We start from the raw sequence: 17,503 nt of genomic DNA on the forward strand, positions 1-17,503 counted from the left end.
GAGTAAGGATCAGAGCATGGTCGATCGTGCAGACGTCGAAGCCGTCATTTACCGTGCAGCGTTCGTCGCCGTGCGCTTCGGCGTGCCGGCATCCACGGCTCAGGCCGATCAGGACGTCGCATGGTGCCTCGAACCACTCACGATGCTGAGCAGAACCGAGCGCGCGGAGCTCGGCGTGCTTGTACGCGACCTCGCCGCAGACCCGACGAACAACCGTGAGACCTTCATCGCGAAGCTCATGGAGATGATCGACGAGTAGCTCGCAGCTTCCTCCGGACGCGAGATCGTAGCGGGGGGCGAGGCGCTCCGTTCCGGGCTTTCGCGGCATATGCTCGGGCCTCCGCTGCGCTCCGGCCCTCCGCTATTCCACGACCCGGCACTGCGCGCCGCGCCCACCGCTGAGATCGCTGAATGTCCGAAGGATGCCAGGGGAGTAGTCAGCGATCGAGCCCGCGCGACGGCGCCGGAGCGGGGAGAACGAGGGGCCTCGGGAGTTCCCGCGCATCGGCTAGTTGCTGATCGAGCCGGCCCAGTTGTTGCTCGAGTTGAGTACGTTGCCGAACCGCGGCATCAGAGTCCGGGCGCAGCGGCATGCTCGGCAGCACTGCGGTCAGCGCCAAGCGGTGCAACTCACCAAGCGTCGCGACGACCGGCTCGACGTCCTCGCGGGATTGGCGGGCGTACTCGTTGATCCGGCGCAGCTCGCTCAGCCATTGCACGCCCTCTATCGACGAATAGGGGCGCTGCCGCTCGGCATCCAACGCAGCGGTCAGCCCCTGGATCGACTGCGAATGCCGGCGCGGCTCAGCCTCGTGCAGTGCGACGCCACCGGGGTTGATCACCCGGACGTGATCGAAGGGGGCATTGACCTCGAGTTCGGCTGTGAGGTCTCGCACCTCCGCCGCAGCGGCGCGATGCGCATCGGCCGTCGTGGCCTGCGTGGGGATTCGCTCCCGACGCTGATTGAGATACGCGGATGCCGCGGTCAGCAGGCTGTCGGGAGTGCGAGATGCCATCACGACGACCTCGGTCGTGAACCCCGCGTCAATGAAGGCCGCTGAGGCGGCTCGAGCCGCGTCCGCAGTGAGCGCTTCGCTTTCGAGTACGACCGAGCGCCGCTCGTTGAGCGCCGTCCCGACCGACTGCGCGATCCACCGTTCGACGGTGGGCCGCAGGGCGTCCTCAAGCTCGAACGGCCGGCGGCTCGCGAGCTCGAGGTAGTTGGGGTGGAACGCGCGGAGCACGGCCGCGCTGACGACGGCTCGTCCGCTCCCTTGTGGGTTGTCGCGGTAGGCGGCGCGAGTGCGGCCCGATCCGGGTTCGCCAACCAAGAGGGTCAGGCTCGGCTGTGCGGGTGCATCATTGTCGGCGAAGAGAGCCGGTCGGATGAGCGACTCGAACGTGCGATCGGCGTCGAAGGTCACGGCGTTGCTCCGTCGGCAAGTTCGCGCAGCTCTGCGCGTATGGCGTCGACTGTTTCGAGGGTCGTGCCGACGTCGGCACGCGCGGCGAGAGCCGCGATCTTCGCAATCACGTCAGCTGTAGCGCTGTCATACGCGACGAGGTCGCTGATCCGCCACCCTGCCTTGGCCGGGTCCATATCGGTCGCCTCCCAGCACCGATCCTACGGCGAGGGTCCTCGCTCGCGTTCGAAACGGATCCGCCTGCGGGCCGGAAGGTTGCCCCAGGGAAGGTGCTATTCGCGGGCGCCGTTTGATACGAGACGCCCCGCATAGTCGTGCGTGGCGAGGAACTCGTATCGCTCGTCAAGCTGCGCAATGAGCTCCACGCACGTCCTGATTGAAACTGCCAGCATTTGGATGCTGGGCGTGATCTCGAAAGACGCAACCCCGTCGGTGAACTCGTTCATCTGGCGAACGTCGCTCAGCGCCCGCATCACTTGCTCACTTCCATGAAGGAATGCACTGCTCGCCTTCCAAACGACTAGCGGCGACGAAACCTCGTAGCCAGAGCGAGTGCGGCCGCGACTCTTGGGCGACACGGCAGTGAGAATCGCCGTGTAGCTCGGTGGTGGGCCGAGGTCCAATTGTCGGAGCGGGCCCACTGTGTCTTTCAACTGATTGAGACGCTCGATGGTCTTCTCGGTGCCGTTCCGCACGGGAGCAGCGCCACCCCTCCCCTTGATGAGCTCGGCGAACCTAAGTGCTTCCTGCGCATTCCGGTAGGCGAGTTGCAGGGCGCGGAGCACTCGATCCGACTTCTTCGAGGACTTGATCAACCACATCGACGTCGCCGCGGCCTCGACCGCGGTCCGGATGAGCGAGTAAAGGGAGAACGGATATGCGAGCAGTTGCTCGTTGTCGTTGTCGATCATTATCTCGAACACCCGATCTAGGTTCTCGGTCGATCGAGCGCGATGCGTCATGACTAGCGTGTCTACGGGCTCTCTCGCGGTGTGAGCACGTTCTAGGTCCAGCATGGAACCGGCAGCCGGGGGCGAGAGTTGATCAGCCAGTCGTTGGTACCGGACGCGCGCACCCTGGATGGCGCGAACGCCGAGCTCCATTTGCTCGTCCGTCTCCTGCCTGTCGTGCTTGCCGATCACTCCTGGATCATATGGTTCGCTTTCCAGGCTCGGTGCGCGCGAGACCGCAAGCCGGTCGTGGAGCGCGCTGACTTGGCTGCGTAGCGGCGGTTCGGCGCATCAACGGAGTTGGGAGGAGTCGACGTACAAGAACCGCTGGTGACGCGCGCCGCGACCGTAGTGCTTGCGGACTTCGACGCGGCAGCACAACGCGGGTTATCCGCGGACGGTCATAACCAGAGATCCCAAATCTCGTGGCGCCCTTCGCTACTGACGGCGTCCACCATCCCGCGCGCCTCGGGATCAGTGTGCGACGGGGCCCGGGAACCGCCGCCGGGCGCGGGCGTTCTCAAGATGTCTTTGCGTGCCTGTTGGAAGAGCGGTGCGTATCCGGCGATCTCGGCCTCGGCCCTGAACACATGCACGACTGAGCCGTCGTGCAGCGCGACCAAACGCAGCGGAGTCAAGTCGCGGGGCAGCGGCACTTGGGTCCCTGGGGCGACGACACACATCAGAATGACGGTCATCATCCCGGACGGGGCGGGAGCTATCCACGCGACCTTCGAAAGGCGCGTGAGCTCGGTGGCACCTGGAACGATGTCGTCCGTCGGGAGCAGGATCCGGATCATTTCCGTGTAGCCGAGAGCATCGGTAGCGGGACGATTCCATTGGCTCAGCACCCGAGGGATTCCAAGCTCCTCCGCCTTCGATCGGCTGTACTGTAATCGCCAGTCTCCGCTTTGGTGGAACGACCATTTGCTGTCGCCGCCCCCGTGCTCGCGCGTCGACAGGTACACATCATTGGTTCGACGAGCGCACGTGAGCACCCAGGTCGCACCATGCGCCTCAGGGGAACCGACGGCGAACCGCCACAGGTCGCCAGGCGGTTGTACGTTGAACTCCAGCGCGTCGTCCATCACCCAACTCGCACCAGTGGCTGCGGAACAGAGATCACAGAAACACCATAGGTCGCCCGTTGGGGCGTCGTGAGGCCTCACGTGGTCCCACCCCTCAGCGCGGCTTGCTTACTTGCGATCGCCGGCTGATGGATCGCTTATCGAGCCGCAGGTCAACCCCCACGGCTCGGGCACTTAGGACTGTTTCGAGCTGCCAGGTTATGCGCGCGGCGAGAATGCGGTGGGCTGCCCCGTATCCTGACGCTGTGCTGGTGATCCTCGACGCGAACGTGATCGTTTCTGACCCACTGCTGAGAGGGTCGATCTGGCCGCAACTTGCGGACGCCATCTCCGGAGGGAGGGTCGAAGTTCTGGTGCCGCGCCTGGCACTTGAGGAAGCGATCGCTGCCTACCAAAGGCTGCGCGGCGCGAAGGCTGAAGCGCCCTGGGTCTGATGGAGACTCGCGCTATTTGATTCCCACCAGCTGATCGGCGGTGGTTTGGTCAGCATAGAACTTCTGCTCGAACTCTGCGGGTGGGATGTCGCCGAGGTAGCCGTGGAGGCGTTGAGTGTTGTGCCAGTGCACCCATCCGAGGGTCGCGAGCTCGAGGTCCTCGACCGTCTTCCAGGGTCCGGGGCGAGCGGGTCCGCGGACGAGTTCGGTCTTGTAGTAGCCGTTGACGGTCTCGGCCAGGGCATTGTCATAGCTGTCGCCGACGGTCCCAATCGACGGCGTCGCGCGATCTCCGCGAGTCGTTCTCCGTAGCGAATCGACGTGAATTGAGACCCTGCGTCGCTGTGACACCTCAGATCCTCGTGGTGACGACCTCTCGACCAGCGGGCCATCTCGATCGCGTCGAGGACCATTTCGGTGCGCATGTGTGACGCGCAGCGCCACCCGACGATCGTCCGGCTGAACGCGTCGATGATGAAGCAGACATGCGCGACGCCCGCCCACGTCGGCACGAACGTCAGGTCGGTGACCCAGAGCCGGTTCGGGGCGGTCGCGGTGAACTCCCGCTTCACGAGATCCGGGTGCCGCGCCGACGTCGGATCAGGCCGGGTCGTCTTCACTCGCTTGCTCCGGGTTGCGCCCTCGATGCCGGTCACGCGCATGAGCCGACCGGTCTGGTCCCGGCCGATGTCGATCCCTGCTCGGCGGGCGGTCTTCCAGAGCTTGCGGACACCGTAGACGCAGTAGTTCGCGTTCCAGAGCGTCACCAGCTCCGGGATGAGGACCGCGTCACTGATCGTCCGGGCCGACGGCCCACGGTCTTTCGCCGCGTAGTACGTGCTCGGAGCCACCTGCAACAGGCTGCAGATGGGCTCGACTCCAAGCGGGCGACCTTCGACGATGTCGTCCTTGTTCGCGTCGATGAACGCGACTACTTCCGGTGTTGGCGGTCGAGCTCCGCCCCGAAGAAAGACGCGGCCCGCTTCAAGATCTCGTTCGCCCGCCGCAACTCCCGGACCTCCTGCTCGAGCTCCCGCACTCGACGCGCTTCCGCGGTGCTCACCCCGGCGACGTGACCGTCGTCGATGTCGGCCTGCTTGACCCACATCCTGACGGACTCGACGCCGTAGCCGAGCTGCGCAGCGACCCGATGGACCGTCCCATGCTCGGTCCCGAGCTCAGCCCGCAACGTTCGCACCATCCGGACCGCTGCGGCCTTCTCCTCCGGCGAATACCGACGCGTCGTCGGCTTCCCTGATGTCTGCTCTTTCGGCATAACCGGCTCTGTGCATTCTAGGTGGGGGTGAGGGGGTCAAGTCCGCCGGCGATCAGGAGCATGCGGAGCCGGTAGTTGTCGTAGTTGGTGAAGCCGCGGGCGATCCGGCGGGCGAGTTCGATGAGCCCGTTCACGGCCTCGGTGCCGCCGTTGGATGAGCGTCCTGTCGCCCAGTAGGCCAGGAACGCGGCTCGCCACTGGGTGAGGGTGCGGCCGAGGCGGGCGATTTCGGGGATCGGGCAGGACGGGAACGATTCGAGAACCTTCTCGGCGATCTTGTGCCCTTCGACCAGGTTGGGGTGCCGGTAGGCGTCGCGGAGCTGCTGGGCGGCGTGCCAGGCGACTTCAACTTCAACGTGCTCCTCTCTCGTCGCGAACGCCGCGTCGAGCCGGGACCGCTGCCTGTCGGTGAGGCGCTCCCGTCCGGCGCGGAGGATGTTGCGGATCCCGTAGAGCGGATCTCCCTTGCAGCCGCGATGTCCGAGGGTGTCTTGCTGGACGCGGCGACGGACGTCATCAACCGCGGCGGTGCCGAGCTTGACGACGTGGAACGCGTCCAGCACCGCGGTCGCGTCGTCGAGTTCGTCGTCGAGGGCCTTCTTGTAGCCGGCGAACGGGTCAAGAGCTGCGATCTTCACCCCGGCACGGAACTGCTCGTCCCGCTCCTTGATCCAGTCCGCGTACGCCTTCGAGGATCGACCTGGCACCAGGTCCAGCAGTCGCGCCCGCACGCGTCCCGTGGCGTCTCGGGTCAGGTCGACCATCCCGGTCAGCTCCTTCGGACCGCGCCCGCCGTCGGCGACGGGCTTCGTGGACACGTGATGCCACAGGTGCTCGTCCACGCCGAGCACTTCGACGCCATCGAACCGGCCAGGGTCCTGCTCGCGGCGCTGCAACTCGGCCTCCACGTGCGTCCAGACCGTGCGCCACGCGACGCGCAGCTGCCGAGCGACACCGCGCACTGACGCGTTCTCGCCTGGATCGTGTCACCGTCGGGTGATTTCGCGGGTTGAGGATCGTTGAGGCTTGATTTTCCGGGGGTGCTGGTGCCTCGTGCGGGGCACTAATGGCGTCGATCTAGACTCGCTCGGTGGGGTGGTTCGTGCGGAAGGTGCGCACCGCGTCGGGTGCGACGGCGGTGCAGATCGCGTCGAAGACCCGTGGTGTGCGGACGATCGTGGAGCACCTCGGCTCCGCGCACGACGATGAGCAGCTCGCGGTGCTGGTCGCGATCGCGCGGGAGCGGATCGCGGAGCTGGCCGGGCATGTCCCGTTCGATCTGGACGGGCTGGGCGCGACGCCGCCGGCCACGACCGCGCCGACGGTGACCGGGTCGAGGTCCAGGTTGTTGTGGGATGTCCTCGAGGACGCCTACGCCCGTCTCGGGTTCGACGCGGTCGGCAACGACACATTCATGAAGCTGGTCCTGGCCCGCGTCGTCGAGCCGACCAGCAAGGCGGACACGCTGCGGGTGTGGGACGAGCTCGGTGTCCCGGGTGCGCCGTCGCTGTCGACCGTGTGGCGGACCCTCGCCCGCAGCGTTGAGCAGGACTGGCGGTCGAAGATCGCCGCCGCAGCCTACGCGCATGCGACCCGATCTGGCCCGCTCACCGTCGTGCTCTACGACGTCACCACCCTCTACTTCGAGGCGGAGCGTGAAGACAAGCTCCGCAAGGTCGGGATGAGCAAAGAGCGCCGCGTCGACCCGCAGATCCTCGTCGGCCTCCTCGTGGACCAGGGCGGGTTCCCCCTCGAAGTCCACGAGTTCGCGGGCAACAGGGGCGAGACCCTCACCCTGCTGCCCGTCCTCGACCAGTTCCGCGAACGTCACTCCGCGACCGAGGTCGTGGTCGTCGCGGACGCCGGCATGCTGTCCGCAGCGAACCTGAACCGGCTGGAGGACGCCGGGTTCGGTTTCATCGTCGGCTCCCGCACCTCCTCCGCGCCATACGATCTCGCCGAGCACTACGCGACCGTCGGGAACATCGTCACCGATGGGGAGACGGTCGAGACCACCCGAACCATGGGTGCGGGTGTGAACGCGCGGGAGCGGCGAGTGGTGTGGCAGTACTCCCACAAGCGGAAGATCCGCGACAACATCACGTTGAACAAGCAGATCGAACGCGCCGAGCAGATCGCTGCCGGCACCCGCCCGGCGAAGAAGGACCGGTTCGTCACCCTCGGCACGGGGCCCGGCGTGAACTGGGCAAGAGTCGAGAAGGCCCGCGAATACATCGGCCTCAAGGGGTACGTCACCAACCTCAGCACCGCGACGGCTTCCGCTGCAGAGATCGTGGCGGCCTACCATGACCTGTTCCAGGTCGAGGCGACGTTCCGGATGGCAAAGACCGACCTGCGGGCGAGGCCGATGTTCGCGTCGACCGCGGACTCGATCCACGCGCACCTCACCGTCGTGTTCTGCGCTCTCGCGATCAGCCGGCACCTCTACAAGACCACCGGCGTGACGGTCCGCCGTATCGTCCGCGCGCTGCGCCCGCTGCGTGACGTCACGATCACCATCGACGGACACGAACTCACCGCGACCACCCCGCCAACGGGGGAAGCCGCCGACATCATCGCCGCACTCCGGCCGGGCGTGGGGCACTAATCTGACACGATCCAGGTCTCGCGGCGCATCTGCGCCACCGCCCACGCCACCGCGCGAGCCGTCAGCGCTTTGTTCGCCGCCGCGACGGCCGGGTTCTGCTCCGTGAATGAGCGCACCCCGCACCCGTCCTGGCGACACCGCCAGCGGCGCTTGCGCCACCGGACCCGAACCGGAGTACCGCCCATCGGGGCGTCCGTCAGAACGAGCACCTTCCGTCCCGCCGACTCCGCGACCACTCCGCACTCAGGGCAGCCGACCGGACCCGGCGGCGACTCGGCATCGATCACGAGCACGCCATCGCCGCGACGCTCGACCCCGGCCACCCGGAGCCCGTCGAGTCCGACGAGCAGGTCGCAGCGATCACAGTAGACAGCAGAACGTGGGCGCGCGGCGGCGCAGCGCGTAGCATCAGGCACGGGTCGAGGTCTCCGGACGAACAGGTTGCTTGGTCGCTACCGATCCTCCGGGCCTCGACCCACCTCACCCCGTCACGCCACGCCCGAGCGCCTCACCCCACCCAGAATGCGCAGAGCCGCATAACCGGCTCTTCGGACTTCCGGTGGGGGTGAGGCTCGCCGGGTGAGTTCGGGCGGGTAGGGGTCGAGGTCCCCGAGGATCAGTAGCGCCAACTGCTGCTCCAACCGAGGACCTCGACGTGTCTCACCATAGTTCGGGGTGCGCTGATGCGCGCTCTGCCGCTTGCCCGTGCTCCCGCTGCGATCTGCTGCTCGGTCTCGACGGCGTCCATGTCGAGGCGGTCGAGCGTCTGGACGGGCTGCTGGTGGTGACGGTCTCGAGCCCCGCGGCGCCGGCCGGTTGCCCGTCGTGCGGGGTGCTCGCTGTCGGTCGGGGTCGCCGCCGCCGCGTTCTTCACGACGTGCCCGGCGCGACGCGGGTGCGACTGATCTGGCGGCAGCGGGTGTGGCGTTGTGATGATCCCGACTGCATGAGGAGGACGTTCGTGGAGCAGGTCCCGACCCTGGTCGCCGCGCGCGGGTCGATCACCATGCGCGCGGTGACGTGGGCGATCGGGCAGCTGCGCCGCGAGCACGCCACGATCGCGGGCCTGGCCCGACAGCTGGGCACGTCGTGGAAGACGGTGTGGCGGGCCGTTGAGCCCGAACTCGTCAAGCTGGCTGCCGACGAGTCCCGGTTCGAGAACGTCACCACCCTCGGCGTCGACGAGCACATCTGGCATCACGTCGACTCCCGCAAGCGCGGCCCGAAGGAGCTGACCGGGATGGTCGACCTGACCCGGGATGAGCACGGTCGCACCCGTGCCCGGCTGCTCGACCTCGTGCCGGGCAGATCGGGGAAGGCCTACGCGGCCTGGCTCGACGAGCGCGGCGACGCGTTCCGGAACAACGTGAAGGTCGCGGCGTTGGACCCGTTCGCCGGATACAAGACCGCGATCGACGACAAGCTCGAGGACGCCGTCGCGGTGCTCGACGCGTTCCACGTCGTCAAGCTCGGCACCGCCGCCGTCGACGAGGTCCGCCGACGTGTCCAGCAGGACACCCTCGGTCACCGCGGCCGGAAGGGCGATCCGCTCTACGGGATCCAGACCATCCTCCGCGCCGGCGCCGAGAACCTCACCGAGAAGCAGCGGACCAGGCTCGCGGCAGCGATCGAGGCCGACCCCGCGCACGACGAGGTGTTCGTCGCATGGCAGTGCGCCCAGCAACTGCGTTCCGCCTACCACCAGAAGGACCTCGCCGAGGGGCGGCGGATCGCCGAGAAGGTCGTCGACACATTCCACACCTGCCCGATCCCCGAGATCGCCCGCCTCGGCCGCACCCTCCGCCGCTGGCGAGCCGCGTTCCTGGCCTACTTCACGACCGGACGATCATCGAACGGCGGCACTGAGGCGGTGAACGGGATCATCGAGCTCCACCGCCGCCTCGCCCGCGGCTACCGCAACCGCGACAACTACCGGCTCCGCATGCTCCTCGCCGCCGGCGGCCTCACCCCATGACCCCCACCGAATGTCCGAAGAGCCGCATAACCCCATCCTCGTTTCCAAGGTCAGGAGTCTCCAACAAACTCAGGGCGCTTCAAAACGGCAGGGGTTTTCGGCTGGTCGATTGATCCTGCCGCTGGTCAGGAAGTTCGTATTTCGTCCCGCGGCGTCACTTCGTTCACGGCCATCGGTAGAGCCTCAACGAAACGCACGCACTTCCGATAGCGATGAGGGCCATTGAAGCCCACATTGCACCGAGCGGCAGCATCGGGGTGGAGCCGTGTATCTGACTGTTGAAAGTGTCTACGAACCAGGTCGAGGGCAATGCTTGAAGCAGCTTCTGAACGGGCTCCGGATAGATATCCAGTGAGAACAGCGCGCCCGAGGTCAGCAAGACGATCAGTGGGACTATGTAGGCGAGCTGTAGCGCTAGATCCATATTCGTCATCCGGGAAGCGAGGAGGTAGCCGAATGAGAGCAGCATGGCTCCTCCAACCGACAGGGTGACCGCAAGCGGGATCGCGTCTTCGACAGGAAGTCCTCCTCCGATTGCTGCTGCGAGGATGACGATGCTCTCCGCGCCCACGATTGCTACTCGGATCGGAATGTGCCCGAGAAGGAAAGCCGCTCTGTGCGCCGGGGTGGTCGATAGATGGCGAAGGGTTCCTACTCTTCGATACTTGACGAGTGGCACGGTGGTGGCCACCATTGCGACCGCCATGAAACCGGTCGTGCTCACCAGGCTCAGGCTGGCCTGCAAGAGATGCGCTGGTCGTTTCGTTGCTCCTGCGATGAGCAGATCTATACCCCACAGCAGCGCAAGGATGAACGCGAAACTCAGGAGGATCGCGACGGTGGCTCGCTTGTCTCTGATGAGTTCCCGAGCGTGAGTTCTTGCGAATTCGCGGAGCTCAGCGTTGCGCATCGGCGTCGGGAAGGTCATGGCTTCGTGGTGTTGCTCGAGATGTCGACGAAGACGTCCTCGAGAGAGCCGTGTTTGATGTTGTAGTCGAATGCGTGCACGCCCGGCACGAAGGTCAATCGGCGCAGAACCGCATCTGGATCGTCCGTCACCACCGAAATCCGGGTACCTTGTGACGTCTCGCTGCTCGTGATTTCACCGGTAATGCCGAGTTGCCTGATATCTGACGGCATCTGCGACGAACGAATAGTGAACGAGACGGTGGCCTTCGCGGTGTGTTCCCGGATGAGTGCGTCGGGTTCGCCCTCCGCGGCGATCTCGCCACGTACGAGTATGGCGAGCCGGTCGCACACCTGGGTGGCCTCGTCCATGTGATGAGTGGAGAGCAGGATCGTCGTACCACGTTGTCTCTGCCGCTCGATGACGTCCCAGAGGCGGCGCCGCGCCACGGGGTCCAGCCCCGCTGACGGTTCGTCGAGCACCAGAACCTCGGGATTTCCGACGAGCGCGATCCCGATCAGCAACCGACGTTCCTGGCCGCCTGAAAGATGTTTCACCCGCACTTTCCGTGCGTCGTCCAGTCCAACTTCTTCGAGGAGCTCTGAGGGTTCGCGCGACGCCGGATAGAACGACGCAAACAGCTGCACCGTTTCCCACACGGTCAGCGTGGGGAACAACGTGGCCGACTGCGGTTGCACGGCAACGCGCTCCGTGATCCGATGGCGGTGTCTCATGGGGTCAAAGCCGAGAACGGTGACGGTGCCAGAGGTCGGACGGCGAAGCCCGACAATCGTCTCCAACGTCGTGGTTTTGCCCGAGCCGTTCGGTCCGAGGAGTCCGAACACTTCACCCTGCCGAACGGTGAAGGTGATGTCGGCGACAGCGACCTGCTCGTCGTAGACCTTGCGTAGATCGTTCACCACGATGACGTCTGTTGCATTGCCGTTCATCGCTTGCCTCCGGTGGGGGGAGAGTCGTGCTCGCCGGGGAAGAAGATCGTTTCGAGGGGGATCGAGAACAGGTGGGAGATACGAAAAGCGAGCGGCAACGAAGGATCGTATTTCCCGGTCTCCAAGGCGTTGACGGTCTGCCGAGATACGCCCAAGGCCTCGGCGAACTGCACCTGAGTCCACCCCTGCTCGGTGCGGAGCCGACGCACCTCGTTTCTCATCGGGATGCCCGGATGGACAGCACAGCGAGTGAGAGTCCCCATGAAGTCATTCCACCCATGAAGATGATCCATTCGGCGTATTGAACGTCAACTCCCGCCCCGCCTAGCAGCGCGATCGTCAGAGCGGTCACCATCGACACCGTAAAGCCGAGTGTGAAGCTGCGCAGGAACAACAGACGCTGCAATTCGTCGACGCGACGGACATGTCGGGCTATGGCAATGATCATCCAGATGACTGGGGCTAGCGGCACCAGCGCGACGATGACGTTCAGCGCTGTACCGGGCTGCGTCTGGATGATCCTGGGTAGTGCCAGAAAGAGCACCAGATACGCCAGGATGCCGATGGAGAACTCCCACAGGTAACGTTTGCCCGCACGCTGCTCGGATCGCGTTCGTCCGCTCGGCTCGCCTGTCTCATTCATGCTTACACCTTCCGTCGTCGGTTTGTGATCCGCAGATGCGTGGGCTCCGACTGGTCCCATTCGAACAACCGGGCGGCGGCCAGCAGCCCAACGCATGCGCACACACCCATGGGCACCCACAGCACAGGCACCGGGAGGAACGCAGCGGCACCGGTCAAATCTGCATTCACGGCTACGGCGAACCATGTACTGGGCAGCGCATTCATGATGATTTGAAGAAAGCTCGGGAGGATTTCCGGCGGGAGAACCCCACCCGAGGTGAACACGAGCATGAGCACGAGCGTCGCCATACTCTGCTGTGTTGCCTCTGCGTTTCGAGAGCGTGCAGCGAATATAAGGGCGAACGCGAAGAGCATCGCGCTTCCCAGAGCCAGCGTGACGCACAGGCTCAGCAGGTCGATCCCGTCAACGTATCTACGCCACGCAGCAATCGCGATCACGATGGCTATCTCGACGAGAATCACTCCCAACCGGGCAGGAACCTGCGCGAGCAGAAACGTCACGCGGGGAAGGGGCGTTGTGCCGAACAGCCGGAGCAGCCCACGTTCGCGCATACCGACAAGAGGCACCGTTGTGCCGATGAATGCGACGCTTGCGAAGCCGGTGAGTGCCACGACGCCAAGGAACGTGCGGAGCGGGTCAAGCTTGACGTCACCATCCTGGTCTACGACCGTGATCGCAGCGGCAGGAATTCCTGCGTCGCGAAGCCCGACCCAAATCGGATTCCAGGCTGGCTTCTCGAAGGCATCAAGCACGACGATCGTCTGCTTCTCCTTCAGGATGATCTCGGCATTCCTATCAGTGCTATCGGCATCGACGACAATGACGCCGGCATCCGTCAATACCGCGGACACGTGGTCGTCCGCAGGAGAAACGCTCGCCGTGGGAGCCGTGCCGAGCACAGTGAACGCGACCCACATCGACACGTACACCGCCAGGATGATCGTGAAAAAGATCAACATCGACAACCCGCTCAGCGGGTTCCGAAGCATGTCCTTGCCGCTCATGATCGACAGTTGACAAGCAGGCCCGCTGCGCCAAGTTGCAGCGTGACCTCTACGTACCGAATGGCGACTCATCCGAAGCACCTCCCGGACCACATAGATTTTACGACAAGGAGACTTGTCACATACGCAATCTCTCACGCGTCCGGCTTGACGTCAAGGAAGCTTGTCATTGTTCGGAGGATTGTTCCTGGCGTCTTGCGATGGAGGCGGGTACATCGGCCAGAAACGATCGTTTACGGCACGGCCGGCGCCGACGCGGATCAGCACTCAACACGCCGGGCGATGGAACCGCCGAAACCCCCCGCCGTAACGGCCACTGGCCGAAGCCCTCATCGGACGTTTTCGGTGGGTCGAACGTGAGTTCGGGAAGGGCTGCCATATGTGACCGCAAGGGGATCCCTATCCGGGCAATGCGCGCAAGCGGGACCGCGCGGACGGTCCTCACCGCGTTCAACCGGCATCCCAAGCGGGCAGTGGTTGTGTCTGCGCCTGGATCTACTCGTTGAACTTGACGTCGTGCCTCGCTGAACTTACTCCCGAAATGCTGCCGACGTCGTTGCACTCCGCGGGTGACCAGCGAGAAGCCGGAACAAGTGCACGAATGATCGAGGGCGGCACGACCTCCTGATCCTCCATGAGCGTTACCCGCGTCGTAGACTGCAGATGAGGAGCGAGGGGGTCGTGTTGAACGCCAGCCAGCGCTTCTGCTTTCCCAACCCGAAGGTCACGTCGACCACCAAGAATGCCGACAACTGGTACCGCTACTACGCGGGCTATTCTTCGGAGTTCGTGACGTACGCGCTCGGCACTGTTGCTCCGCACGCGAAGACGGTCCTGGACCCGTGGAACGGCACGGGTACGACGACTGTCGTTGCCGCAGGAAGAAGGCTGCGGTCCTTCGGGTTCGACGTGAACCCGGTGGCCGTGGTCATCGCTCGCGCACGACTGTTGGGGAGCAGCGTGCGAGGAAGCGTCCGGGCACTCACTCTGGATATCGTCGGCCACGCGACACCTGTTCGCCTGCGCGACGATCCCCTGCTCTTCTGGTTCTCTCCCGACTCGGCCGCTCAGTTGCGAGCCATCGAGCTGAGCATTCATCGCCTACTTGTGGACAGCGCCGACTCCGTCGGCGGCCCACTGCGGTCCGCGGAGAACCTGAGCGGGCTGGCGGCGTTCTTCTACACCGCGCTCTTCCGCACCGTCAGAGCGCTCGCCATCCCCGCTGGCGGGACGAACCCCACCTGGTGGAAGCGCCCATCCGCGGACAACAAGCTGAAGGTGCCGAAGAGGGTCATCCGAGACACGTTCACGGCAATCGCACTGGACCTGGGAGAAGGGCTTCACCGACAGGCATTCGACCTGTCCACCTCTGCCGCCCTGGCCGTCGGTGATAGCCGGCGTCTTCCTCTGCCAGACAACTCCATCGGGGCGGTCGTGACCTCTCCCCCGTACTGCACGCGAATGGACTACGCGATAGCCACTCGACCCGAGCTCGCGATCCTTCGATACGGCGACGGCGAGCTGACAGCGCTCCGCACCTCAATGGTGGGCACGCCGACGATGACCGGCGAAGACGCGGCGGATGACGCCCTCGGGCCGGAAGCGAGCGCGTTCCTCGCAGCCGTCACGCGACACAGCAGCCAGGCGTCGGCTGGTTACTACCGCAAGTTCTACCGCCAGTACTACGCCGCTATGAAGTCTTCGCTCACCGAGATCCGTCGCGTGACCATTCCCGGCGCTCCCGTGATGCTCGTCGTCCAAGACGGCTACTACAAGGAACTGCACAACGACGTGCCGGCAATCGTGGCCGATATCGCGCTCCACTCCGGGTTCAGCTCATCGGAACGTTACGACTTCCGCATCCCACGCACCATCGCGGGCATGAACTCCAACGCGCGCAAGTATCGCCAGGAATCATCGGCCGTCGAGAGCGTGGTTCTTCTCCAGTAGCCCCACGCGCGTGGAAAGCATGGAATGCGTGGTAATCTCACTGCATGGCCAAGGACTCGGGGGATGTGGAGACGGTTCTCGCCGCGATCGAGCAGGCGCAGGCAGCGCTGAGCAACGCCCTCCGCGACGGTCGCGATGACCTGCTCGTCGAACTGAACGCGACGCTTCAGCGCCTTGAACGCGAGCGCAACACGCTTGTGAGGCGGCGAACTGAGCCTCGCGAGAGAACAATCACCCAGGGCCCGGCGGCGCGTTCTAAAGCTCTCGCCGCCCTGAAAGTCGCACAACGCCCGGTCGCTGGTCGGCTCCTTGCGGACATCGCTCGCGCGCGCTTCGGCTTCGAGATCGAGACCCGAGCACTGGCATCTGTCCGCCGCGACGAGCTGCGCAGCTGGCGCGCCTACCAGGGGCACCCCGACAAGGCCGCCACCAAACCCGACCTCATCGTGCCCGCCCTGTCGTATGACCGATTCACCCCGGAACGCGGCATGCTCGCCCTGTCGAGCTGGGACCTCTCCGTGCGTATCGTCGCTCCCGCGTCCCGTCGAGTGGACGTCCTGCATGTCGCTTGCAATCTTGCGCGCGCGTGCATCGCATCGTCCGCCGAATCTTGGACCGATGACGTCGCCCGCGTCGCAGGACGAATTGGACTGTCCACGAAGCCGTTCGCGGGCACGCTCGCCCTCCCCACACCACAGCAGGTTCTCGAAGCCGCGTCCGACGAGCTCGACGTCATCGCCCCTTCCGACCTTCGCGACAGGGAAGAGGCCGCAGAGCGCGCCGCACGGGTCCTGGATGACGAGGATCAACTGTTCGGCGCAGCACCACTGGGCCTGGTCCCCATCCCGGCACGAAAGGGCGTATCGTGAGCGGCGCCGTGTCACCGCTCACGGATCTTCGCGGCGAGTTTCCCGCCGCCCGCCTCAATGCTCGCCGCGTTGCATCGATGGTTGAGGCCCCGAACTGTGTGCGACGGACCATCTTGGATTCGGCCGGTGTGGATACCTCGCTGCTGGTGAAGAAGTTGGGCTTCAAGTCCGACCGGCAGTCGCCTCTCGCCATCAGCCGTGGCGCCCAATTCGAAGCGCTGCTGGCCCGGGACGGACGTGCACAACTAGTTCAGCTCGCACGGCGGCACCTGGGCCTCGAGCTCACGGACGTGCGTGAGAAGGATCTGTCCCCTGGCGCCACTCGTGACCAGGTGCGCGTTCCGGCTGACATTAGGCGGGCGAAAATGACCCGTCAGGAGCTCAACCGCATCCTGCGCAAGGATCCGAATGCTCTGAATCTCCTCGTCAAGCCGCTCACCACCCTCACCATCGGCGAGCTGGAGGCGCAGCTCGAGCAGGATGTGCTCGCGTTTGCCGAGAAGGGGTCGCTGCACGTTGTCGCGATCCGCAACTTCTACCTCAAGCGCGACGACGCCGACCCAACTCTCGTCGGCAAAGCCGCTCGGGAAAGCGCCGTACATGTGCTCAGCCTGCAGCGCATGGCTGAGGAGATGGGGTTCAGCGCCGACCAGGTCTCGACCAAGGTGCTGCTCATCCTCCCGCGCGATCTGCTCTTCATCCCCGCCGGGATCGTCCTCGACGTCTCGAACGAAGTGCAGCATCTCGCCGACGCCATCGACCGCGTCGGCAACATCGAAGAGCTGGCCGAGAGCCTGGACCTGCCTCCGTTGCCCGCACTGCCCGTGGATCTTCAAACCGATCCCGACGATGAAGTGCTACAGAACGGGATCAGAGAGACCCTGAGTGCACTGCCGATGCGTTTCGGCGACGGGTGCGTGTCGTGTGCGCTGTTCCGACCGTGCCGGGACGAGGCCGACGCGAGCCGGTCCACAGCCCGCATGGGTTCGGCGGTCTCCGCGCTGTGCGGCGACGATGCCTCGGTGGACGAGCTGCTCGATCTGGCGGAGGGGCGGCGTGAACCTCAGGGCCCGTCTGAGTCAGCGCTGTCTACGATCCTGAGGCGCGCGAACGCCGCTGTCGTCCGCGCCCAGACCGCAGGCGCGGCCTGACCGTGGACGAGGTCGAAACGCTCCAGGCTCTCAGGGCCTCGGCAACCGGACGCGCACAACCCCTCAGAACCATCCGACATGTGCACGTGGCCGACAAACCGTTCGGCATCGTTGCATACCACCTTGCCGGCGACGAGGGTGCGCCGCTGGCGTTCATGTTCGGAACCGACCCGGATCCGGCAGCAGCCACCGTCGTGGTGGTTCCAGAGCCGAGAAACCGCGAACTTCGCTTCGAGGCGCTGGCTGAGTTCGGGGAGGCGCTGAACAACTA

General features: G+C 65.2%; 18 protein-coding genes, 2 pseudogenes and 1 other annotated feature. Of the genes and pseudogenes, 8 read left to right on the top strand and 12 right to left on the bottom strand.

Annotation, left to right across the window (positions count from 1 at the left end; translation table 11 throughout):
• Positions 1–16: 16 nt before the first annotated feature.
• Positions 17–259 (top strand): hypothetical protein, encoded by a 243-nt coding sequence (locus FHX68_RS11210; protein WP_141381301.1) that lies wholly within the window; start codon positions 17–19, stop codon positions 257–259.
• Positions 260–437: 178 nt separating this feature from the next.
• Here FHX68_RS11210 and FHX68_RS11215 read toward each other — a convergent pair whose 3' ends face one another.
• The 4 genes from FHX68_RS11215 to FHX68_RS11230 form a co-directional block, all read right to left on the bottom strand.
• Entirely contained in the window at positions 438–1,424 is a 987-nt protein-coding gene (locus tag FHX68_RS11215) for a zeta toxin family protein (RefSeq protein WP_141381300.1), read from the bottom strand.
• The gene (locus FHX68_RS11220; protein ID WP_141381299.1) at positions 1,421–1,600 is read right to left on the bottom strand and encodes a hypothetical protein; all 180 of its coding nucleotides are present in this window, start codon (positions 1,598–1,600) and stop codon (positions 1,421–1,423) included. Before FHX68_RS11220 ends, FHX68_RS11215 begins: the two co-directional genes overlap by 4 nt.
• Before the next feature lie 96 nt (positions 1,601–1,696).
• Complete coding sequence (locus tag FHX68_RS11225; RefSeq protein ID WP_141381298.1) at positions 1,697–2,566, bottom strand: hypothetical protein; 870 nt, start codon at positions 2,564–2,566, stop codon at positions 1,697–1,699.
• 209 nt (positions 2,567–2,775) lie between these two features.
• Positions 2,776–3,462 carry a hypothetical protein gene (locus FHX68_RS11230; protein ID WP_141381297.1) on the bottom strand — a complete coding sequence of 229 codons (687 nt, stop codon included), beginning with the start codon at positions 3,460–3,462 and terminating at the stop codon, positions 2,776–2,778.
• Positions 3,463–3,707: 245 nt separating this feature from the next.
• Between FHX68_RS11230 and FHX68_RS11235 the strand changes: the two genes are divergently transcribed.
• Positions 3,708–3,896: a hypothetical protein gene (locus FHX68_RS11235; protein ID WP_141381296.1), complete on the top strand. Its 189-nt coding sequence runs from the start codon at positions 3,708–3,710 to the stop codon at positions 3,894–3,896.
• A 12-nt stretch (positions 3,897–3,908) separates the two neighbouring features.
• Here FHX68_RS11235 and FHX68_RS11240 read toward each other — a convergent pair.
• Positions 3,909–5,172, bottom strand: a pseudogene (locus FHX68_RS11240) (IS3 family transposase).
• Positions 4,739–4,873 (bottom strand) — a sequence feature (AL1L pseudoknot). It overlaps the preceding pseudogene by 135 nt.
• Positions 5,173–5,189: 17 nt before the next feature.
• Positions 5,190–6,146: pseudogene (locus tag FHX68_RS11245) on the bottom strand (ISL3 family transposase); the annotation flags it as partial.
• 116 nt (positions 6,147–6,262) lie between these two features.
• On the opposite strand from FHX68_RS11245, the gene FHX68_RS11250 reads away from it, so the two are divergent.
• Positions 6,263–7,780: an IS1634 family transposase gene (locus FHX68_RS11250; RefSeq protein WP_141381636.1), complete on the top strand. Its 1,518-nt coding sequence runs from the start codon at positions 6,263–6,265 to the stop codon at positions 7,778–7,780.
• Here FHX68_RS11250 and FHX68_RS11255 read toward each other — a convergent pair.
• On the bottom strand, positions 7,777–8,196 hold the full coding sequence (locus tag FHX68_RS11255; RefSeq protein ID WP_170219066.1) for a transposase family protein: 420 nt from the start codon (positions 8,194–8,196) through the stop codon (positions 7,777–7,779). The two genes, FHX68_RS11250 and FHX68_RS11255, sit on opposite strands and share 4 nt — an antisense overlap.
• Before the next feature lie 239 nt (positions 8,197–8,435).
• On the opposite strand from FHX68_RS11255, the gene FHX68_RS11260 reads away from it, so the two are divergent.
• Complete coding sequence (locus FHX68_RS11260; RefSeq protein ID WP_425325860.1) at positions 8,436–9,755, top strand: ISL3 family transposase; 1,320 nt, start codon at positions 8,436–8,438, stop codon at positions 9,753–9,755.
• Positions 9,756–9,918: 163 nt separating this feature from the next.
• On the opposite strand, the gene FHX68_RS11265 is transcribed toward FHX68_RS11260, so the two are convergent.
• From FHX68_RS11265 to FHX68_RS11285, 5 genes are read right to left on the bottom strand one after another with little or no spacing between them, the layout of a single operon-like run.
• Positions 9,919–10,683 carry an ABC transporter permease gene (locus FHX68_RS11265; protein WP_141381399.1) on the bottom strand — a complete coding sequence of 255 codons (765 nt, stop codon included), beginning with the start codon at positions 10,681–10,683 and terminating at the stop codon, positions 9,919–9,921.
• Complete coding sequence (locus FHX68_RS11270) at positions 10,680–11,612, bottom strand: ABC transporter ATP-binding protein (RefSeq protein WP_141381400.1); 933 nt, start codon at positions 11,610–11,612, stop codon at positions 10,680–10,682. Before FHX68_RS11270 ends, FHX68_RS11265 begins: the two co-directional genes overlap by 4 nt.
• Positions 11,609–11,905 (bottom strand): helix-turn-helix transcriptional regulator, encoded by a 297-nt coding sequence (locus FHX68_RS11275; protein ID WP_342353569.1) that lies wholly within the window; start codon positions 11,903–11,905, stop codon positions 11,609–11,611. Before FHX68_RS11275 ends, FHX68_RS11270 begins: the two co-directional genes overlap by 4 nt.
• Positions 11,830–12,255: a hypothetical protein gene (locus tag FHX68_RS11280; protein ID WP_141381402.1), complete on the bottom strand. Its 426-nt coding sequence runs from the start codon at positions 12,253–12,255 to the stop codon at positions 11,830–11,832. The genes FHX68_RS11275 and FHX68_RS11280 overlap by 76 nt, the downstream gene beginning before the upstream one ends.
• 2 nt (positions 12,256–12,257) lie before the next feature.
• Complete coding sequence (locus tag FHX68_RS11285) at positions 12,258–13,262, bottom strand: ABC transporter permease (protein ID WP_170214291.1); 1,005 nt, start codon at positions 13,260–13,262, stop codon at positions 12,258–12,260.
• A 684-nt stretch (positions 13,263–13,946) separates the two neighbouring features.
• Between FHX68_RS11285 and FHX68_RS11290 the strand changes: the two genes are divergently transcribed.
• The 4 genes from FHX68_RS11290 to FHX68_RS11305 all read left to right on the top strand — a co-directional run.
• Positions 13,947–15,212 (top strand): hypothetical protein, encoded by a 1,266-nt coding sequence (locus tag FHX68_RS11290; protein WP_141920232.1) that lies wholly within the window; start codon positions 13,947–13,949, stop codon positions 15,210–15,212.
• Positions 15,213–15,256: 44 nt separating this feature from the next.
• Positions 15,257–16,081: a hypothetical protein gene (locus FHX68_RS11295; RefSeq protein WP_141381405.1), complete on the top strand. Its 825-nt coding sequence runs from the start codon at positions 15,257–15,259 to the stop codon at positions 16,079–16,081.
• A complete protein-coding gene (locus tag FHX68_RS11300) occupies positions 16,078–17,232 on the top strand; it encodes a hypothetical protein (protein ID WP_141381406.1) in 1,155 nt (384 codons plus the stop codon). Before FHX68_RS11295 ends, FHX68_RS11300 begins: the two co-directional genes overlap by 4 nt.
• Positions 17,233–17,234: 2 nt before the next feature.
• A partial coding sequence (locus FHX68_RS11305) for a hypothetical protein (RefSeq protein WP_211345085.1) occupies positions 17,235–17,503 on the top strand: 269 nt, incomplete at its 3' end.

The organism is Microbacterium lacticum, from assembly GCF_006716815.1.
Taxonomy (GTDB): domain Bacteria; phylum Actinomycetota; class Actinomycetes; order Actinomycetales; family Microbacteriaceae; genus Microbacterium; species Microbacterium lacticum.

Coding starts and splice junctions, on each gene's coding strand:
- FHX68_RS11275 (WP_342353569.1), bottom strand. CDS start 11,905: ATGGATCATCTTCATGGGTGGAATGACTTCATGGGGACTCTCACTCGC.
- FHX68_RS11230 (WP_141381297.1), bottom strand. CDS start 3,462: ATGGACGACGCGCTGGAGTTCAACGTACAACCGCCTGGCGACCTGTGG.
- FHX68_RS11280 (WP_141381402.1), bottom strand. CDS start 12,255: ATGAATGAGACAGGCGAGCCGAGCGGACGAACGCGATCCGAGCAGCGT.
- FHX68_RS11270 (WP_141381400.1), bottom strand. CDS start 11,612: ATGAACGGCAATGCAACAGACGTCATCGTGGTGAACGATCTACGCAAG.
- FHX68_RS11295 (WP_141381405.1), top strand. CDS start 15,257: ATGGCCAAGGACTCGGGGGATGTGGAGACGGTTCTCGCCGCGATCGAG.
- FHX68_RS11210 (WP_141381301.1), top strand. CDS start 17: ATGGTCGATCGTGCAGACGTCGAAGCCGTCATTTACCGTGCAGCGTTC.
- FHX68_RS11220 (WP_141381299.1), bottom strand. CDS start 1,600: ATGGACCCGGCCAAGGCAGGGTGGCGGATCAGCGACCTCGTCGCGTAT.
- FHX68_RS11265 (WP_141381399.1), bottom strand. CDS start 10,683: ATGACCTTCCCGACGCCGATGCGCAACGCTGAGCTCCGCGAATTCGCA.
- FHX68_RS11285 (WP_170214291.1), bottom strand. CDS start 13,262: ATGAGCGGCAAGGACATGCTTCGGAACCCGCTGAGCGGGTTGTCGATG.